We start from the raw sequence: 18,160 nt of genomic DNA, 5'->3' as shown, positions 1-18,160 counted from the left end.
GAGGAACAGTATGGCAGTCGAACATAATATGCAGTCAAGTACGATTGTAGATGTGCTCGAAAAGATTTTGGATAAAGGAGTCGTCATAGCGGGGGACATCACCGTAGGAATTGCAGATGTCGAGCTATTAACGATAAAGATCCGCTTGATTGTGGCTTCGGTTGATAAAGCAAAAGAAATCGGCATGGACTGGTGGGAAAATGATCCCTATCTCAGTTCAAAAGGAGCCAATAACAAAGCGCTCGAAGAAGAAAATAAAATGCTGCATGAGCGGTTAAAAACGCTTGAAGAAAAAATGGAAACGAAACGTTAAAAACTGTATGCTACTTAAAAAATGGAGGGATTTACAATGGCAACTGAAACAAAATTAGATAACACACAGGCAGAAAACAAGGAAAATAAAAATACGGAAAACGGTTCAAAAGAAAAGAACGGTTCAAAAGCAAGCAAAACAACAAGCAGCGGGCCAATCAAACGAGCGGTAGCAGGAGGCATCATCGGTGCAACGATTGGATATGTATCGACTCCTGAAAATCGAAAAAGTCTCCTTGACCGCATTGATACAGACGAATTAAAAAGCAAAGCATCTGATTTAGGAACAAAGGTAAAAGAAAAATCAAAAAGCAGTGTGGCCAGCCTGAAAACATCTGCGGGAAGCTTGTTTAAAAAAGATAAAGATAAATCAAAAGATGATGAAGAAAACGTAAATTCTTCTAGTAGCGAAACAGAAGACGATAACGTTCAAGAGTACGACGAGTTAAAAGAAGAAAATCAAACTCTTCAAGATCGCTTATCACAGCTTGAAGAAAAAATGAACATGCTTGTTGAGCTTAGCCTCAATAAAAATCAAGACCAAGAAACGGAAGATACAGATTCCGACGAAGAAGAGAACGAAGAAAACGAAGAAAACGAGCAGGACGATGAAAACGAAGAAGAAACATCTAAGCCTCGTAAAAAGGATAAAAAAGAAGCTGAGCAAGAAGAGGAAGAAGAAAGTGACGAAGACAGCGAGGAAGAAGAGGAAGATTCTCGCTCAAACAAAAAAAATAAAAAAGTAAAAACAGAAGAAGACGACGAAGATGAAAACGAAGAAGAAAAAAAGGAAGCGAAGCCAAAAAAGTCAACAGCTAAAAAATCAAAAAATACAAAAGCAAAGAAAAACACGGATGAAGAAGATGATGACGCAACATCTCTTTCTAGTGAAGACGACACAACAGCCTAAGGCGTAAAGGAGGAAAGAAAGACATGAGTACAGGCCCTTCTTTTTCAACTAAAGACAATACGCTTGAATACTTTGTGAAAGCTTCTAATAAACATGGCTTTTCACTTGATATTTCATTAAATGTAAACGGCGCTGTGATTTCCGGTACCATGATTTCAGCAAAAGAATACTTTGATTACTTAAGCGAAACGTTTGAAGAAGGCAGCGAAGTGGCTCAGGCGCTAAGCGAACAATTCTCTTTAGCAAGCGAAGCGAGCGAATCAAACGGAGAAGCAGAAGCCCATTTTATTCATTTGAAAAATACAAAGATTTACTGTGGAGACAGTAAATCTACTCCTTCTAAAGGAAAGATCTTTTGGAGAGGGAAAATAGCAGAAGTAGACGGGTTTTTCTTAGGAAAGATTTCTGATGCAAAATCAACGAGTAAAAAGAGTTCATAAAAAACGGCGGGGTGATTGCTCCGCCGTTTTTTAGTGATGTGATGAAATGTGCAGCTTCTTTTTTCGATACATGAGCGGAGTCATCTTCATTTCTTTTCGAAACTGATTAATAAAATAGCTTGTACTATTAAACCCTACTTGATAAGCGACGTCCGTCACATTTGCTTCTGCTTGCTGCAGCATAACTAGGCTTTGCTGAATTCGATAGTTTAATACATAGGTCAAAGGCGATTTTTTTAACATTTTCTTAAAATATCGACAGCATTCAGAACGGCTCAATTGTCCGGCTTTGGCAATATCATCAAGTGTAATCTTTTCAGCAAAGTGCAAATGAATCCAATTGAGCATTTGCTTCATCCGCTGATTTTTGATCATTTCTTTTTCATTGTATTTCAGCTGCAACCCGTTAAGAATTAAATTTTTCCACAGTATGCTGAGTTCAGAGGCAATCTCTATTTCATAGTGGTGCGGCTGCTTATGAATCCATGTGTGTATCTTATGTATAGACTCTAACACGTTATTTCCCCAGGATTGCTTTGGACTGATGAATAAATGTGATAGATTCGTTGCATGAATGTAGGGATAAACGTAATTTGTAAAAAGCTCTTGCGGCACAAGAAAATGAGGAGAAACATTTAAACAAATGTACACGCAGCCGGATTTGTTTATATCTTCAGTCATATGAAGACATCCGCTGTTAATAAACAGTCCGTAGCCTTGTTTTACAGTCACTGTTTTTTCATTTATTTGAAAAGACGCATCTCCTTTTATAACTAATACAAATTGAAGCTCATCATGCCAGTGAAGAGGGATGTAGCCGTTTATATGATCACTGATCGTCGTTTGATAACATGCTACTGGCAGCTCAACGGTGCGATGGGTCGTTAGCTCTTTTAAGTTTTCATCAATTTTAAAATGGGCTGCTGGCATACATGGTCACCTCAATATATTTATATTTTTTAATGCAATATGCGTATTTTTTGCCCCGTTTTTCACTTATTATAACACTATTCTTATACTGAAAGTGAGGGATGGAAGATGAACAATCTCAGCCGAAAAAAAGGGTTCTTCTTTGCCACAACTGGAGCTATATGTTGGGGGATGGGAGGGACGGTTGCTCAAAAGCTTTTTCAAGAATTTGAAATCAGTGTAGACTGGCTTGTTTCAGTCCGGCTGCTCATTGCGGGTTTTTTGCTGCTAATGATTTCATGTATAAAAAGTAATCGTTCTCACGTATTTGGAGTATGGAAAAACAGAAAATCAGCTTTTCAGCTCGTCGTTTTTTCCATAGTTGGTATGCTCGCCGTTCAGTATACGTATATGGCTTCTATTGAGCATGGAAATGCAGCAGTAGCTACGCTGCTGCAGTATTTATCACCGGTGATGATTATCATTTATTTGCTTTTGCGCAAGCAGTCTATATTTACGCGACAAGACGTCATCACTGTTTTGCTGGCGCTGGGGGGCTGCTTTTTTTTATTAACAAACGGCTCTATTTCTCAGCTGTCTGTTCCTGTATCTGCCGTTGTTTGGGGAGTGCTGTCAGGTGGAGCAGCAGCATTTTATACGCTGTATGCCGTGCCGCTGATCAAAAAGTACAGTTCGCTTGTCATCGTTGGCTGGTCAATGGTAATTGGGGGAAGCGTAATGAGCTTTATTCATCCTCCTTGGGAAGCGTCAAGCTTATCACCAATAACCTGCGGATATATTTTATTTGTCATTATTTTTGGCACGATGCTTGCTTTTTGGTTTTATGTAGAAAGCCTGCAAAGTCTTTTACCTAAAGAAACGAGTTTGCTTGGAAGTTTAGAGCCTTTAGCCGCGGTTATTACAACCGTTGTTTGGCTGAAAGAACCTTTTGGTTTCTATCAATGGATAGGCACAGCTTGTATTATTGGATTAGTTCTATTACTCACACGAACGAAACAAGCATCATCTAAGACGACACTTTCAGCATAAATAGGGGCTTGCTAAAAAAAGAAGCAAACCAATGTCACTTTGCCGCCGAATCTGTAGAAACTCGTTTGACTTTCAAAATCTTTACATATTGAATAAACACTCTTTCTTTTGTAGAGACATTTAATTTAGCAAGTCTTGATGCGTCATCTCGGTTTTTAGCAGATTCTATCACAAAAGTTCCTTTGATTTTGGCTTCATCTTTTAGAACGGAATACTGTATTTCAAATCGTTTTGCTTTCGTTTTCTGCATAGTGTTTGATAAGCTCCTTTGCCTGATAAATTGATGTATTACTATGAAATAAGCTTCGATAAAAAGGAAGAAAAGAACGTAACATATACTACTAAATGAAATGCAGAGCGGCAGTGACTTTTATCACACCACAACCTAGTATTTCATCTTTTTACCAAAAAAGATAGGGTGTTTTACCGTCGCTGCTTATAAAATCTTTTATTCTTTCTGCTTGACCTAGAGTTAACTCTATGGTTTATCTTGTAGTAGTATCATTTCAAGGAGGGGCTTTATATGAAGTATCATACAATTGCTAATACTGACTTACACGTATCAAATTTGATTATGGGAAATATGCGTTTAACAGAGCTTTCTTTACAAGAAGCAGAGAAGCTAATCCGCACAGCGATGGAAGAAGAAATTAACTTTTTTGACCATGCTGATATTTACGGTCCTGATTATGTGGGACAATGCGAAGAGTATTTTGCAAACGCTATACAAATGAATTCAAGTCTTCGTGAGAAAATGGTGATTCAAAGTAAATGCGGCATTAACGCAGCGAAAAATTACTATGACTTTTCAAAGAAGCATATCATAGACTCTGTTAACGGCAGCTTAGAGCGTTTAAAAACAGATTACTTAGATCTTTTATTACTTCATCGCCCAGATCCATTAATGGATCCTGAAGAAGTAGCAGAAGCGTTTAATGAACTTCAAAGCAGCGGAAAGGTACGTCACTTCGGTGTGTCGAACCACAACCCAGCGCAAATTCAGCTGCTTGAAAAATATATCAACCAAAAGCTTGTCGTAAACCAAGTGCAGTTCAGCATTGCACATACGCCAATTATAGACTCTGGTATTTCTTTAAATATGGGCATCGACCAAGCTGTGAACCGCGACAGCAGCGTGCTTGAATATTGCCGTTTAAATGATATAACGCTTCAAGCGTGGTCGCCATTCCAAAACGGATTTTTCGAAGGACCTTTCCTAGGCGACAAAGAGAAATTTGGAAAGCTAAACGAAGTGATTGATCGCATCGCAAGTAAGTATAGCGTGACGAATACAGCGATCGCCGTTGCGTGGATCACAACTCATCCTGCAAATATTCAAGTGGTGCTTGGTACTACAAATATTCAGCGTATGAAAGATGCAAGTAAAGGTTCAGAAATCAAGTTAACGCGCGAAGAGTGGTACGATATTTATAAAGCCGCTGGCAACATGGTGCCTTAAGAGCTGCAGTTCTTAAAATAAAGCAGGTAACTCCGTTCGGATATGGAACGGAGTTACCTGCGTTTTACGATAAGTAACTACTGGTTAAGCTAGAAAATAATTTAGCAGCAGCTCAATTATTTTTGTAACGCCAAGACCTAACAAAAAGGCAATAAAACCGCCAATTACAATGGTAAGCATCATGTGAGCAGTATTCATCGTATTCATCCTTTCGGGTTTAAATATATGTTGCTGCTTGTACAAAAAACCTGCAGCATAAAGAGCGTAATGAAGAAGACTATAAAACAATAAATCCTCGAGATAACTAGAGGTCAAGACAAACTCATCATGTTTTTCTGAAAAGTTTAAGGTGTAGGAGGAAGCAGTATGACGTATACCATTTCACAAGTGGCAAAAAAATTGAACGTGACAATTTATACCATTCGCTATTATGATAAAGAAGGGCTTTTTCCATTTTTAGATCGTACAGCGTCAGGGAATCGTATTTTTAAAGAACAAGATATTGAATGGATTGATTTAATCTGCTGTTTAAAAAGCACAGGTATGCAAATCAAGGACATTCGGACGCTTATTGAAAACTGTACGCTTGAAAATGCCGTGCTTGATAAAAGTCTGCAAATGCTGGTGGATCATAAAAAAGCAGTGCAAAAAGAAATCGAAGAAATCCATCATAAGCTTGAGACGATTGATTATAAAATTAAGCACCTGCCGGAAATGTACGAGCGAATTGTTAACAAGCCTTCAAACTAAACAAAAAAGGAAGCGTAAAAATGATCGGAAAAGTAGTACCTCTCACTGCAGAGAATATGCAGCAGTGCATTAACTTGTATATGAATGTATTTACAAAAAAACCTTGGAATGAGCCGTGGACAGAGAAATCAGCTAGAGAAAGGCTGACTGATTTACTGAACACACCTAAATTTATGGGCTATTTATTTTATGACCAAGGAGAGTTGATTGGAATGATTGCAGGTCACGCAAAAAAATCATACAGCGGTATGACCTTTTACGTGGCCGAGCTTTGCGTCAGTGCAAGCGCGCAGGGAAAAGGGTACGGTTCAGCTATCTTAAGCCGGTTTGAGAACGAACTTCAAAGACACGATATCAACAGCTTGTATCTCTTGACGGCGACTGGAGGAGCTGCACAGGCTTTTTATGAAAGAAACGGCTATACTGTCAATGATCAGCGCGTTGTCTTGAAAAAAACGTTTGTTTAATGTTTAGTATCTACATAGAGCAGGAAGAGAGTTGCAGAGTGACTCTCTTTTTAATTAATCTTTTTATCTATTAATATGTAGAAGAAAAGGAAGTATGAACAAGAAAAATAAGGTGATGGGAAGAAATAGACAAGAAACGGCAGATTAAAAAAGTCTATTTTTTTATAATGGCTAGTCTTATTATGACCTGGTTCATAAGCACATTTGAAAACAGTGCCCATTATGTGGACACTGCTTTTTCATAATAAAGCGGAAAGCTAGCTTTTGGTGAAAAAATTAGCGGAAATGAAGCTGTTCATCACTATTTCTAATGATTAGCAACCGCCAAATCCTCCCCAGCAAGCACAGCCGATGATGATTAATAAAATGAATAATACGATGATTAAAGCAAAGCCACTGCCAAACCCGCAGCCGCCGCCGTAACCGTAACCGCCATAACCACAGCCACCATAGAAGCCCATATATTTCACCTCCAAGTTCTGAGTACATTTTTAACATATGCCTGAAATGCAAAAGTGCTCCAAAAATATCCAATGATTTTAATGAAAATAAAAAAAGATAAGAAAATAAGATGGACACGGTACTTTTTTTCACTTTCTACATAGGATGAATCATCCCAAGATCTCATATATGAGCCCCCATGTTATAACGAAGCAGGCTAACACCACTTCCTCCTTAGCCTGCGTACATAATGAAGGAGAAGCCGAAGAATTTTTTCTTCGGCTTCTTATTTTTTACTATGAAATAAACACGTTAGTACTTTCCCTATACCATTCTAAGTCAGGATCCGCTTCTTTTTGTATGTATTAGGTACTAAAGAGAAATCAAGCTCATTTTCATATAAACCTAGTAATTTTCTTTTTTTCGTAATTCTTTTCCCTTATTTTCAGCATAACCAAGATATTTGCCCAAGACAGCGAATAGGTAAATGCATATTCATGGGTGAAAGCAAAAACAAAAAAACGGAGGTTTCTCTTATGAATTCAGAAATGCATTTTTTACCTACTATGTATTCTCAAGATCATCATCAACTTCAACAAGCAGATGAAAGGTTTATTGGCAGACCGTTTGGCTTTGGCAGACCGTTTGGTTTCGGACGCCCGTTTGGCTTTGGCAGACCGTTCGGCTTTGGCTTTGGAGGTCCATTTTTAGGAGGATTAGCAGGAGGGCTAGTAGCAGGCTCACTGTTATCACCATATGGCTATGGCGGCTACGGTTACGGTTACGGTGGTTACCCGTATGGAGGCTACGGCGGATACGGCGGCTATGGCTTTGGCTGCGGCTGTTAAACGCAAGTAAAAGGAAAATCCCAGAAGAAATATTTTCACATCATTCTTTTCTATAAAGAAGTCTGTTTTGGAACGTAAGGCTTTATATCCATCCACAGTTAATCAGAGCGTGCACCCCACTTAATATAAAAAACCATCTGGTGAGTTTCCAGGTGGTTTTTGCGTGGAATTTTTTATGTAGTGAAGAAGTTATATATTTACGCACTTACTGGGGGTCTGTGTCTAAAGCAGAAGATCACGACATGATGTTTATCAATACTTTAGTCACGGACTTTATATGCTCATGGTATTAAGAGTCATGATTACTTCTATTGTATAGAAGATTAGTTTTAATGAATGGCTTCTTTAATCACCTGCTTACTATCCTCAAAAAGCTTAACCCACATACTTTCACACTGCTGCATGCAAAAATTAGCTTATATTGGGCATAATACAGAGAAGAAAGGAGACGTTTGCATGGATTTGTTATCTGGAAACCCTTATTGGCAAACAACTGTAGCGAAGCCGCCTGTATACCCATCTCTAGAGGAAGATATTGAGTGTGATGTTCTTATTATTGGAGGAGGAAGTTCAGGTGCACAATGTGCTTACTATTTATGTGAGCAGGGGCTTGATGTTGTGGTTGTTGATAAACGTAAAGCAGGGCATGGAAGTACAATTGTAAATACCTCTCTTATTCAATATTTAGGAGATAAATTGTTTTACGAATTAGTCAACACGTTTGGAGAAGAAAAAACAGTCCGTCATTATAAGCTGTGTGAACAGGCTATTACAGATATTGAGGAAGCAGCTAAAAAACTTCCGATTAATGCAGAATTTATAAGAAGAGACAGCTTGTATTATGCAAGTTATGAAGAAGATATCACGAAGATAAATAAAGACTACTTTTATATGCAAAAGCATGGATTTGAAGCTGAAATCTTATCAGAAGAACAAATTGAAAAAGACTATGGATTTAAAAAACGAATGGCAATGCTTATTAAAAATGATGCAGAGCTGAATCCTTACAGCTTCACACTCGGTCTGTTAGAGTATGGAAAACAGCATGGGGTTCGGATGTTTGAAGAAACAGAAATTGTCGGTCAAAAGTTAGAAAAAGATGAAGCTGTATTTTTTACTAAAAATAAATCACAAATCAAAGCTAAACATGTCATTATGGCAGGAGGCTATGAAAATCAAGAATTTAAGAGGGAGAAAAAAGCTGTACTCACAAGTTCCTATGCTATCGTTACGACTCCTGTAAAGGATTTTACAGGATGGAAAAATCGAAATTTAATTTGGGAAACAGCTCGACCGTATATTTACATGAGAACAACTTCCGATAATCGAGTCATTATAGGCGGTCTTGATGAAAACACGATTGTGCCGCAAGAACGTGATGCTAAACTCGTTCATAAAAGAGACAAACTTTTAAAAGAGTTCAATAAGCTTTTTCCTCATCTTCAAGTCGAAGCTGATTATTACATAAGCGCTTATTACGGAGGCACTCATGACGGCCTTCCCCTCATCGGAATATATGACGAAATGCCTAACTGTTACTTTCTAAGCGGATATGGAGATAACGGAACGGTGTATAATATGGTGCTAGCTAAAATCATAGCAGAACATATCACAACGAAGAAAAGCAGTGATTTAGAACTTTACATTCAAACAAGAAAAGTTTAATATGTGAGAAAATGGAAGGTTTTTAAAAAAGCCTTCTTTTTTTTACATACATTTCTTGAAGTAGAGGAGAGACATAGTATGATAGAGGGTCACGCTATTTATTTACGCCCGTTAACTGTCAGCGATGCGCACGACAGCCTTCAGTTGCAAAAGGACAATCGCGGCTTTTTTGAACAGTTTTCTATGGTTCGAGAGGACTCTTTTTATACGTTAGAGAGCCAAGTAGAAAAAATTCAGCGTCACGAAGAGAAGAGGAAAAACGATGAAGAATACTATTTTGGTCTTTTTCAAAAAGAGAATAATAAGTTAATTGGCACCATTAGTCTTTTTCAAGTGATGCGCGAATCTTTACAAAGCGCGTTTATCGGCTATTTTCTAGATCAGCATCATAATGGAAAAGGGTACGCAACAGAAGCCGTAAAAGCACTTGTTGGCTATGCGTTCGAAGAGCTGAATCTTCACCGCATTGAAGCCGGTGTCATGCCTCGTAATATGCCTTCTCAGCGAGTACTTGAAAAAGCAGGGTTTCATAGGGAAGGAATAGCTAGAAAAAATGTAAATATTAACGGCATATGGGAGGACCATCAAGTCTTGGCTACCCTTAACCCTAACGATGAAATAGAAGAAATAAACGAGTTCTTAAAATTTTGATATACGTTTTCGGATTTAAAATTTATAATGAGAATAAGAGAATAGAACAGTCTATATTTAAATAGTAGGTGACTAAGGTAATGGAAGAGAGGAACATCAATGAAAAAGCCGTTTGGGATGTATTGCAGATGGCTAGCGAAGTAGTCGGAAGCAGGACGCTGTTTGTAGGGATTTTCGACGAACAATTTTCAGTTATGAAAGCCTTTAATAAAGAAGGGGGAAGCCTTGTAGAGGATGGACTGACGCTGCCGTTAGAACTTGCGGTATGCAACTTAGTCACATGTGATGAACCCCTTGTTATTCCCAATACAAAACGCGATGTTAGAACGTCTAATTTAGCCATCATTGATGGTGCCCGGGTAGGTTCTTATTTAGGAACACCTATTGTGCTAGAAGACGGGAGAATGTTTGGTACCCTATGTGCGGTCGATCCGGATCCTTATCAGTTTAGCGAAAGTGAAATTCAAGGGTTAAACCGGCTGGCTGGTATTTTGTCTCATATTATTTATAAAAATCAAGCGGCTGTTTTGCCGAAAATTGAAGAGAAAATTCTGCAGCTTGATAAACTGGCGCTCGTAGGGCAGCTAGCAGCAGGGTTAGCGCATGAGATTCGAAACCCGATGCAGTCGGTGCGCGGCTTTATTCAATTTCTATTTAATGAAAATGAACAGGCGGAGCCTTTTCAAAAAATTGTTCTTGATGAACTGGATCGTATGAATGAACTTATTAACAACTTCTTGCTTGTCACGCAGCCAACAGCGCCCAAAAAAGAAATCGTATCGATTGTAGAAGTTATTCATGATACCGTTGCTTTCTTGAAAAGTGAAGCTGCGCTGTATAATGTCGAAATGAACGTAAGAATAGAAGGAGCCATTCCGCTTGTCTCAATCGATCCTGCTCAAATGAGACAAGTGTTTATGAATCTTTTGAAAAACGCCATTGAAGCAATGGAGAAAAAGAAACGCGGGGAAGTAAATCTTATTATTAAAGAATGGGAAGGTTGGGCTATTATTGACATTCAAGATACCGGCTCTGGCATTCCGCTATCCATTATTAATAAAGTAGGAAATCCATTTTTCTCAACAAAAGATGGAACAGGCATGGGGTTAGGGCTTTCTATTTGTAAAACGATCATCAACGAGCATAACGGTAAGCTTGCGATTGAAAGTGATGAGAACGGGACAGTAGTGACGGTGAAGCTGCCTTTGACGATTTAAGATAAAACAAAAAAGAAAGGAGAGCAAGCACTCATCCTTTCTTTTTTGCTGACCTTTTTAATATGCTGAACTGTCTTCAATCCAGTATTCATAGTCTTCCGCATCTTTTTTATTTAACTTTTTGCCGTTGATGTAAATTTTGTCCCACTCGTAAATTTGTTTATCCAAATAAACGTTAAACACAATGCGTACATGTTCTTTTTCTGTATAATCGTAGCCGGTAAATTGTACAACGTGATGACGGCCATCTTTTTTAATATAGGTCCATTTTGGATGATCGTTGTACGTTTCAAGCGTAATTGCTTCGTCGCCGTAGCGAACTACATCTTTAATATTCGTTTTTGTTGGTAAAAGTGATAATCCCGCTCCGACTCCAAAAGTAATCACAAGCGCTAAGCTGCTTAAACCAATAGCAATTCCGATGTGAGTGCCGCCTTTTATTTGCAGATAAGCTTCTTTCCGCTGCTCCCGCTGAGCTTCGGCTTGAGCTAACACGTTTTTAACGTGCTTATAATACCAGCGATTGGCACATAGCCCTGTAATAAGTGAAGCACCGCCGAACACAATTGCATCGGACCACTCTGGTATGTCTACAAAGCATAAAAGGGAAAACCAAATTACCTCAATAAGCGTTAAAATAAAAAAGTGCTTATACATTTTTCGATATGCAAACCAAGCGCTTGTCAGAAAAAAGGCTGCCCAGTTCCACGTGTTGTTTTTAGCTGGATTAGCTGTTTTTCCCCACTTCAAATCATAATAGGACGTATTTGTTCGAACTACTTTATGCTCTTCTTCAAAAGGCATGAGTTCATTTACTGCTTGTTCTTCCATTTAAAACACCTTTCATTGGTTATAATCTATCATCTAAAATGACTCTATTATTATACATTATTTCTAGTATTTTTCTATTCTTCCTTAAATTATTTTTAAAGTAAGAATATTTGTGCTATGGGTTTTTCAACAAGAAGTTTCATAAAAAAGAAGAATATGGTAGATTTGAAGAAAAAGGAGGTGCTTAAACGTGAATCATTTAAAGAAAGCCCTACACCAATCGTGGTCAATTCATTCAAGCACGAAGTGGACGGCTGACAATCCTTCTAAGGGACAGTGCGGCGTGACAGCTCTTGTCGTTCAAGATATCAAAGGAGGATATATTTTAAAAACTCCGTGTAAAGAAGGATGGCATTTCTATAATCAGCTTGATGAAAAGCGCTATGATTTTACACAAGAACAATTTCGCGAGCCTCTCCATTATGCAGACATTTTATCCAGTCGGGAAGAAGCGTTTATGGATACGAATAAAGAGCAATATGAGGCTTTAAAGAAAAACGTAATGACCTATTTTATACATGAAAATTTGCTTTAGAAAGGAACACATAAATGAAAAGTATTCAGTATTCCATTGTTGATGTATTTGCACAGAGAAAATATACGGGAAATCAGCTCGCTGTTTTTAAAGACGCAGGAAGACTTTCAGACAAAGAGATGCAGCAAATGGCTAAAGAAATTAATTTTTCTGAAACGACGTTTATCACGTCTGCTTCTGCAAAAGGAGAATATAACGTGCGGATTTTTACACCTAATGAAGAAGTGCCATTTGCAGGCCATCCGACGCTCGGTACCGCTTATGTTATCCGAGAAGAATTAAAAGAAAAAGATACAGAGGAGCTTATTCTTCATTATAAAGCAGGTCCTACGCCCGTTACATATGACGAACAAATAGATGTACTATGGATGACACAAGGTCAGCCGACGTTTGGGAAAGTGTTAGATAAAAAGCAAGTGGCGGACGTGTTAAACCTTGATGAAGTTTATATCGACACGCGTTTTCCCGTTCAAGAAGTATCCACCGGTCTGCCGGTCATCCTTGTCCCGTTAACATCATTAGAAGCAGCTAAAGAAATAAATGTAGACAAAGAAAAATATTTCAAACTGATAGAAAATACAGAAGCGAAAGCGATTATGGTCTTTTCGCCGGAAACTTTTCACCAAGATCACCACTTAAACGTACGAGATTTTGCCGACTACTACGGCGTGCCAGAAGATGCAGCAACCGGCAGCGCCAACGGCTGTTTAGCAGCATATTTAGTTAAATACCGTTATTTTAATCAGCAAGCTATTGACATATGTGTAGAACAAGGGTACGAAATAGGAAGACCTTCACTGCTGTATGTAAAAGCTAGTTATGATGGAGAAGCTTTTCACATTCAAGTAGGCGGAAAAGTAGAGATGATTGCGCGCGGTGAATGGATTTTGTAACAAGCCGTTCATCTCCTGTTCATAATAAGTCCTTATCCTAATAAAAACGCAATAGGACCACGGCGTTTGGTTACACTAGTAAACAGATAGATACTGAAAGAATAAGTGATGGCGGCCAAAAGGCCGCCATTTTAAATGGTTGATAAAAGGAGTGGCAGAAGAAATGATTCACATTTTACTGGCGGATGACGATGAGCATATGCGGCAATTAGTTCGTCACTATTTGCAGCTTGAAGGCTATGTGGTTCATGAAGCAAAAGACGGAGAGGAAGCTTCGGGTCTGCTTGCTAAGCAGCACATTCATTTAGCGGTTGTCGATATTATGATGCCTCATAAAGACGGATATGAAGTTTGCGAAGAAATACGCAGCTATTATGATTTTCCCATTATTTTATTAACAGCAAAAGATCAGCTGGAAGACAAAGAAAAAGGCTTTTTAGCAGGAACAGATGACTATGTGACAAAGCCGTTTGAACCAAAAGAATTGATTTTCCGAATCAAAGCACTGCTTCGCCGGTACGAAGTGGTAAATGAAAAAATGATCGTGCTGAACAACACCTCTATCGACCGAAAAAGCTATGAAGTGCACTGCAGCGGGCGACTGTTAATTCTTCCAATGAAAGAATTTGAATTATTAGCTCAGCTTGCGAGCTATCCAGGAAGAATTTTCACAAGAGAAGAATTAATTCATCTGATATGGGGAGCGGATTTTAACGGAGATAACCGCACAATCGATGTACACGTGAAAAGGCTGCGCGAAAGGTTTGAACATACCGATGATTTTGTCATTACGACGGTTCGAGGAGTCGGCTATAAGCTTGAGGTGACCGCAAAATGAAGACGCTCTATTTGCGGATTGTCCTGACAACCATTGCTGTAATGGTATTTAGCAGTCTCCTCGCGTTTATTCTAGCAAACGTTTATTATCAGTACAGCTTAAAACCTTATAACGATCAAAAGCTTACCCGTATGGCAAAAGACATTGCGAGCTTTTACGAAAGCAATAGAGGCGTGGATCAACAAGCTTATTTACAGCATATTAGTAAATTGGGCTATCAAATATATGTAGTGGACAGCACCCGACATGAGACGTTTTACGGACGGGAGTTTAGAAATCAGCGATTAGAAAAGAGTGCCGTCAAACAAGTGTTAGATGGCAAAATGTATCACGGAATTGCAAACTTTCCTTCACAGGTGTTTGTGACGGGGTTTTTTGATAATGTGTTAGCCAATACCATCGGCGTGCCGTTAAAAGGAGAAAGTAACAAGCAGCAAGCGCTGTTTATCCGCCCTGATATTCAGCTGCAGTTCGGGGAAATGCGCATTTTTTTCTCAATTATTTTACTGCTGATGATTGTATTAAGTATTTTATTTGTACTTATTAGCACGCGTTATTTAGTAAAACCAATTGTCAAGCTAACCGAAGCGACAAAACAAGTGGCAAAAGGAAAATACAACGTCGAGCTGTACGTAAAGCGCCGAGACGAAATCGGCGCGCTTGCTTCACATTTTTCCGAGATGGCTAAAAGTTTAGAGCAGCTTGAAGAGATGCGCCAAGAATTTGTATCCAACGTGTCACATGAAATTCAGTCTCCGCTGGCGTCCATTCAAGGGTTTTCGAAAACGCTCCGTTCTGCTCATCTTTCAGATAAACAGAGAAATGAGTATCTGTCTATTATTGAAGAAGAAAGCCGGCGCATGTCGTCACTCAGCAAACAGCTGCTTACGCTTGCTTCACTTGATAAAGAAAGTGAGCATATCGACAAAAGCACGTTTGACGTTGCAGCTCAAATCAAGCAAGTGCTGTTTATGACGGAGTGGAGCTGGCGTGAAAAAGAGCTGGCCATTGAAATGGATCTTCCTTCAACGATGATTTCAGGCGATCAAAAACTGCTTCATCAAGTGTGGACAAATTTGATTACAAACAGCGTAAAGTTTACGGAAGAAGGAGGAACGCTGTCTCTTCGCGTTGGTATGGAAGACACGCATTGCCACGTGGAATTTCAAGATACGGGAATCGGCATGTCAAAAGAAAGCCTCCCGCATATTTTTAATCGTTTTTATAAAGAAGATAAAGCAAGAAGCCGGACGGAAGGAAGCAGCGGTCTTGGCTTAGCGATTGTAAAGCAAATTGTCAAAATGCACGGAGGTTCCATTCACGTTGAAAGCGAAAAAGGAAAAGGCAGCACCTTTCACGTTTATCTTCCGAAAATGTAATGAGCCGTTCATCTTCCATTCATTTTCTATTTTTATACTTTAAATAGAATTAAAAAAGGAGATGAAAGAAACATGTTTTTGGCTTTACGTGAATTGAAACATGCGAAGTTACGCTACTTACTCATTGGCGTGATTATGGTGTTAATTGTATGGCTTGTGCTTTTTGTATCAGGCTTAGCAAAGGGGCTTTCCTCTGACAATGCTTCAGCTGTTCAAGAAATGAAAGGAAATTACTTTGTGCTTCAAAAAGAAGCGGATCAGCGCCTGACGCGCTCTGTTTTATCCACAAACAAAACAGAGGATATTCAACAACTAAGCGGCAAGAAAAATGCTGAGCCGCTTGGTGTCACGATGACAGCCATTATAAATGAAGGAAAACAGAAAAAAATCGACGCCTCGTTTTTTGCCATAAGCACAAGCGGCTTTTTAGCTCCGAACGTAACAGAAGGGAAGATGATTACGGACGATGCGAAACATGAAGCTGTGGCGGACTCTTCGCTAAAAGAAGAAGGAGTAAAGCTAGGTGATATGATAAAAGACACGGCTTCAGGAAAAAGCTTTAGGATTGTTGGTTTTACAAAAAATCAGTCGTTTAGTCACGCGCCCGTCATTCATATTAACTTGAAAGAATGGACTACGCTTGAAAGCACAGGTGCTTTTAATGCGGTTGTATTAAATATGAACAGCCAGCAGGCACAGGATCTTCACAAAAAAGAAGCTGACGTGAATGTAATTAGTAAAGATGAAGCGTTAAAAGGAATTCCTGGCTATCAAGAAGAACAAGGCTCTCTTTTAATGATGGTCGCGTTTCTTTTTATCATTGGAGCTTTTGTATTAGCCGTTTTTTTCTACGTGATGACGCTTCAAAAAATGAATCAGTTTGGCGTGTTAAAAGCGATAGGAGCAAAAACAAGCTATTTAGCGCGCACGATTTTATCTCAAGTGGTTGTGTTAACATTATGCAGTCTTGCTATCAGTATTGGATTGACATACGGAGTAGCTGCTATTTTACCGGATTCCATGCCGTTCCACTTGGACGTGTCGCTGATCGCAGGGTGTTCGGCGCTGTTTGTAGCTGTTTCTGTACTGAGTTCATTATTATCGCTGTATCGCGTAGCAAAAGTAGATGCGGTTGAAGCGATTGGGAGGGCTGTGTAATGAGTGAAGAAAAACTAGTTTTAGAGAGTGTTAGCAAGTCGTTTGGAGACGGAGAAAACGCTGTAGTCGTGTTAAATAATCTATCGCTGCGTGTAAAAGCGGGAGAGCTTGTGGCTATTGTCGGTCCTTCCGGTTCTGGGAAAAGTACCTTTTTATCCATTGCAGGCGCGCTGCTTTCACCGTCTGGCGGACGTGTGATGATTGATGGAGACGAGATTAATAACATGTCTTCAGCGCAAATGAACAGCATCCGTTTGAAAAAAATCGGCTTTATCTTTCAATCAGCTAATTTAATTCCGTATTTAACGGTTCGCGATCAGCTGCTTCTTGTCACGGAACTAGAAGGAAATCGAGACAAAGAAGCCAAAAAAAGAGCGGATGATTTGCTTGAAAAACTAGGGCTTGCTCATCGAAAGCATCACTATCCTGAAAGTTTATCGGGAGGAGAACGCCAGCGGGTAGCGATTGCAAGAGCGTGGATGAATAACCCTGAAATTATCTTTGCAGACGAGCCGACGGCAAGCTTGGATTCAGAGCGAGGAAGAGCGGTCGTGCAAATGCTTGCAGATGAAGTGAAGCTAAGGGGCAAGTCAGCTGTAATGGTTACGCATGACCAAAGAATGCTAGATTTGTGTGATCGCGTTGTGTGGATGGAAGATGGAAAATTAGCAGAATCAAATAACGTGCAAGTTTAAAAAAGTGCTGCTCTTGTCAAGAGCAGCACTTTTTTGCGTTCTTCATTGTACATACATTTGTCGTATCGGTTTGGCGCCTCCATACGTTCACTATCTTATTAGCAAATAAGTTAGTTATTCATATTCCATTTCTTTAAAAAACGTGTAGCGAAATAAAACGATTAACATATGTCTCGTAATTTAAGAAGGAAGAAAATAAGAAACAGGAAATGAAAGAGCTATGAAGAAATAATAAAAAGGTGATGAAATGATGAGAATATGGAAAATAACCGCGTTTGGACTTATCATGGCAAGCATTACGGGATGTTCAAGCAGTGGATTTCTTGAAGAATCCCCGCCAAAAGTGTATCTCGAAATAAACGACCACCTTTACGAAATAAAAACTGGCACTTACTGCTGGAAAAACACGTGTGTGGATAAAGCAGGACCTTTGGAATTATTAAAAACAGAAAAGCCTATTGAAGTTAAAGCAAATGAATCGCTAGCGCTTACTATCAAACATAAGCGGCAGCCTAACGAGAGGCATATAGTACAAATACAAAACAAAAATGAAGTAGACGTACCACTAAAGAAAAGTAAGCTGAAAGCACCTTCAAAAACAGGCACTTACTACTACTCATATTCGGTATGGTGGATGGATGAAAATCAAAAAAATGTATCTAATGGAGATGCGTTGTACGCGTTTGTGCTGGAAGTGAAATAAGGAGAGAGC

Annotated in this window: 22 protein-coding genes; 18 read left to right on the top strand and 4 right to left on the bottom strand. The window is 39.1% G+C overall.

What is annotated here, in order from left to right:
* Positions 1–10 precede the first annotated feature (10 nt).
* Genes BG04_RS01430 through gvpU form a run of 3 tightly spaced genes read left to right on the top strand, consistent with a single transcriptional unit; the run spans position 11 to position 1,662 of the window.
* Positions 11–313 (top strand): gas vesicle protein, encoded by a 303-nt coding sequence (locus BG04_RS01430; protein ID WP_034650437.1) that lies wholly within the window; start codon positions 11–13, stop codon positions 311–313.
* A 36-nt stretch (positions 314–349) separates the two neighbouring features.
* Positions 350–1,222, top strand: coding sequence for a YtxH domain-containing protein (gvpT, locus tag BG04_RS30515; RefSeq protein WP_034650438.1), 873 nt, complete (start codon positions 350–352; stop codon positions 1,220–1,222).
* A 23-nt stretch (positions 1,223–1,245) separates the two neighbouring features.
* Positions 1,246–1,662, top strand: coding sequence for a gas vesicle accessory protein GvpU (gene gvpU, locus BG04_RS01420; protein WP_013057987.1), 417 nt, complete (start codon positions 1,246–1,248; stop codon positions 1,660–1,662).
* Positions 1,663–1,692: 30 nt separating this feature from the next.
* Here gvpU and BG04_RS01415 read toward each other — a convergent pair whose 3' ends face one another.
* Positions 1,693–2,592 (bottom strand): AraC family transcriptional regulator, encoded by a 900-nt coding sequence (locus tag BG04_RS01415; protein ID WP_034650440.1) that lies wholly within the window; start codon positions 2,590–2,592, stop codon positions 1,693–1,695.
* Positions 2,593–2,700: 108 nt separating this feature from the next.
* Here BG04_RS01415 and BG04_RS01410 point away from each other — a divergent pair, with 108 nt between their 5' ends.
* Positions 2,701–3,621, top strand: coding sequence for an EamA family transporter (locus tag BG04_RS01410; RefSeq protein ID WP_034650442.1), 921 nt, complete (start codon positions 2,701–2,703; stop codon positions 3,619–3,621).
* Positions 3,622–3,655: 34 nt separating this feature from the next.
* Here the strand turns inward: BG04_RS01410 and BG04_RS01405 are convergent, their stop codons facing one another.
* Complete coding sequence (locus BG04_RS01405; RefSeq protein WP_013057984.1) at positions 3,656–3,871, bottom strand: hypothetical protein; 216 nt, start codon at positions 3,869–3,871, stop codon at positions 3,656–3,658.
* A gap of 273 nt (positions 3,872–4,144) precedes the next feature.
* On the opposite strand from BG04_RS01405, the gene BG04_RS01400 reads away from it, so the two are divergent.
* From BG04_RS01400 to BG04_RS01390, 3 genes are all read left to right on the top strand, one after another.
* Positions 4,145–5,080: an aldo/keto reductase gene (locus BG04_RS01400; protein ID WP_034650444.1), complete on the top strand. Its 936-nt coding sequence runs from the start codon at positions 4,145–4,147 to the stop codon at positions 5,078–5,080.
* A gap of 366 nt (positions 5,081–5,446) precedes the next feature.
* The gene (locus tag BG04_RS01395) at positions 5,447–5,830 is read left to right on the top strand and encodes a MerR family transcriptional regulator (protein WP_013084008.1); all 384 of its coding nucleotides are present in this window, start codon (positions 5,447–5,449) and stop codon (positions 5,828–5,830) included.
* Between the two features lie 20 nt (positions 5,831–5,850).
* Complete coding sequence (locus tag BG04_RS01390; RefSeq protein ID WP_013084007.1) at positions 5,851–6,297, top strand: GNAT family N-acetyltransferase; 447 nt, start codon at positions 5,851–5,853, stop codon at positions 6,295–6,297.
* A 314-nt stretch (positions 6,298–6,611) separates the two neighbouring features.
* Here BG04_RS01390 and BG04_RS01385 read toward each other — a convergent pair whose 3' ends face one another.
* Positions 6,612–6,758, bottom strand: a complete 147-nt coding sequence (locus BG04_RS01385; protein WP_013057978.1) for a YjcZ family sporulation protein — start codon at positions 6,756–6,758, stop codon at positions 6,612–6,614.
* A 516-nt stretch (positions 6,759–7,274) separates the two neighbouring features.
* Here BG04_RS01385 and BG04_RS01380 point away from each other — a divergent pair.
* From BG04_RS01380 to BG04_RS01365, 4 genes are all read left to right on the top strand, one after another.
* Entirely contained in the window at positions 7,275–7,586 is a 312-nt protein-coding gene (locus tag BG04_RS01380) for a hypothetical protein (RefSeq protein ID WP_034655067.1), read from the top strand.
* A gap of 456 nt (positions 7,587–8,042) precedes the next feature.
* Positions 8,043–9,251 (top strand): NAD(P)/FAD-dependent oxidoreductase, encoded by a 1,209-nt coding sequence (locus tag BG04_RS01375; RefSeq protein WP_034650446.1) that lies wholly within the window; start codon positions 8,043–8,045, stop codon positions 9,249–9,251.
* Positions 9,252–9,329: 78 nt separating this feature from the next.
* Entirely contained in the window at positions 9,330–9,902 is a 573-nt protein-coding gene (locus tag BG04_RS01370; RefSeq protein ID WP_034650450.1) for a GNAT family N-acetyltransferase, read from the top strand.
* 80 nt (positions 9,903–9,982) lie between these two features.
* The gene (locus BG04_RS01365; RefSeq protein WP_034650452.1) at positions 9,983–11,119 is read left to right on the top strand and encodes a GAF domain-containing sensor histidine kinase; all 1,137 of its coding nucleotides are present in this window, start codon (positions 9,983–9,985) and stop codon (positions 11,117–11,119) included.
* Between the two features lie 57 nt (positions 11,120–11,176).
* Here the strand turns inward: BG04_RS01365 and BG04_RS01360 are convergent, their stop codons facing one another.
* Positions 11,177–11,950 carry a DUF2628 domain-containing protein gene (locus BG04_RS01360; protein ID WP_034650455.1) on the bottom strand — a complete coding sequence of 258 codons (774 nt, stop codon included), beginning with the start codon at positions 11,948–11,950 and terminating at the stop codon, positions 11,177–11,179.
* A gap of 190 nt (positions 11,951–12,140) precedes the next feature.
* Between BG04_RS01360 and BG04_RS01355 the strand changes: the two genes are divergently transcribed.
* The 7 genes from BG04_RS01355 (at position 12,141) to BG04_RS01325 (ending at position 18,151) form a co-directional block, all read left to right on the top strand.
* Complete coding sequence (locus BG04_RS01355; RefSeq protein ID WP_034650457.1) at positions 12,141–12,485, top strand: YunG family protein; 345 nt, start codon at positions 12,141–12,143, stop codon at positions 12,483–12,485.
* Positions 12,486–12,499: 14 nt separating this feature from the next.
* On the top strand, positions 12,500–13,378 hold the full coding sequence (locus BG04_RS01350; RefSeq protein WP_034650460.1) for a PhzF family phenazine biosynthesis protein: 879 nt from the start codon (positions 12,500–12,502) through the stop codon (positions 13,376–13,378).
* A 163-nt stretch (positions 13,379–13,541) separates the two neighbouring features.
* On the top strand, positions 13,542–14,216 hold the full coding sequence (locus tag BG04_RS01345) for a response regulator transcription factor (RefSeq protein WP_013083999.1): 675 nt from the start codon (positions 13,542–13,544) through the stop codon (positions 14,214–14,216).
* The gene (locus BG04_RS01340; RefSeq protein WP_034650465.1) at positions 14,213–15,595 is read left to right on the top strand and encodes a sensor histidine kinase; all 1,383 of its coding nucleotides are present in this window, start codon (positions 14,213–14,215) and stop codon (positions 15,593–15,595) included. The genes BG04_RS01345 and BG04_RS01340 overlap by 4 nt, the downstream gene beginning before the upstream one ends.
* Positions 15,596–15,667: 72 nt before the next feature.
* Entirely contained in the window at positions 15,668–16,753 is a 1,086-nt protein-coding gene (locus BG04_RS01335; RefSeq protein WP_034650468.1) for an ABC transporter permease, read from the top strand.
* Positions 16,753–17,448, top strand: a complete 696-nt coding sequence (locus BG04_RS01330; protein WP_034650470.1) for an ABC transporter ATP-binding protein — start codon at positions 16,753–16,755, stop codon at positions 17,446–17,448. Before BG04_RS01335 ends, BG04_RS01330 begins: the two co-directional genes overlap by 1 nt.
* A gap of 247 nt (positions 17,449–17,695) precedes the next feature.
* On the top strand, positions 17,696–18,151 hold the full coding sequence (locus BG04_RS01325; protein WP_034650473.1) for a hypothetical protein: 456 nt from the start codon (positions 17,696–17,698) through the stop codon (positions 18,149–18,151).
* Positions 18,152–18,160: the final 9 nt, after the last annotated feature.

The sequence above is a fragment of the Priestia megaterium NBRC 15308 = ATCC 14581 genome (genome assembly GCF_000832985.1).
GTDB lineage: Bacteria > Bacillota > Bacilli > Bacillales > Bacillaceae_H > Priestia > Priestia megaterium.
Note: the sequence above shows the minus strand (reverse complement) of the source record. Positions and strands in the feature narration are given on the sequence as shown.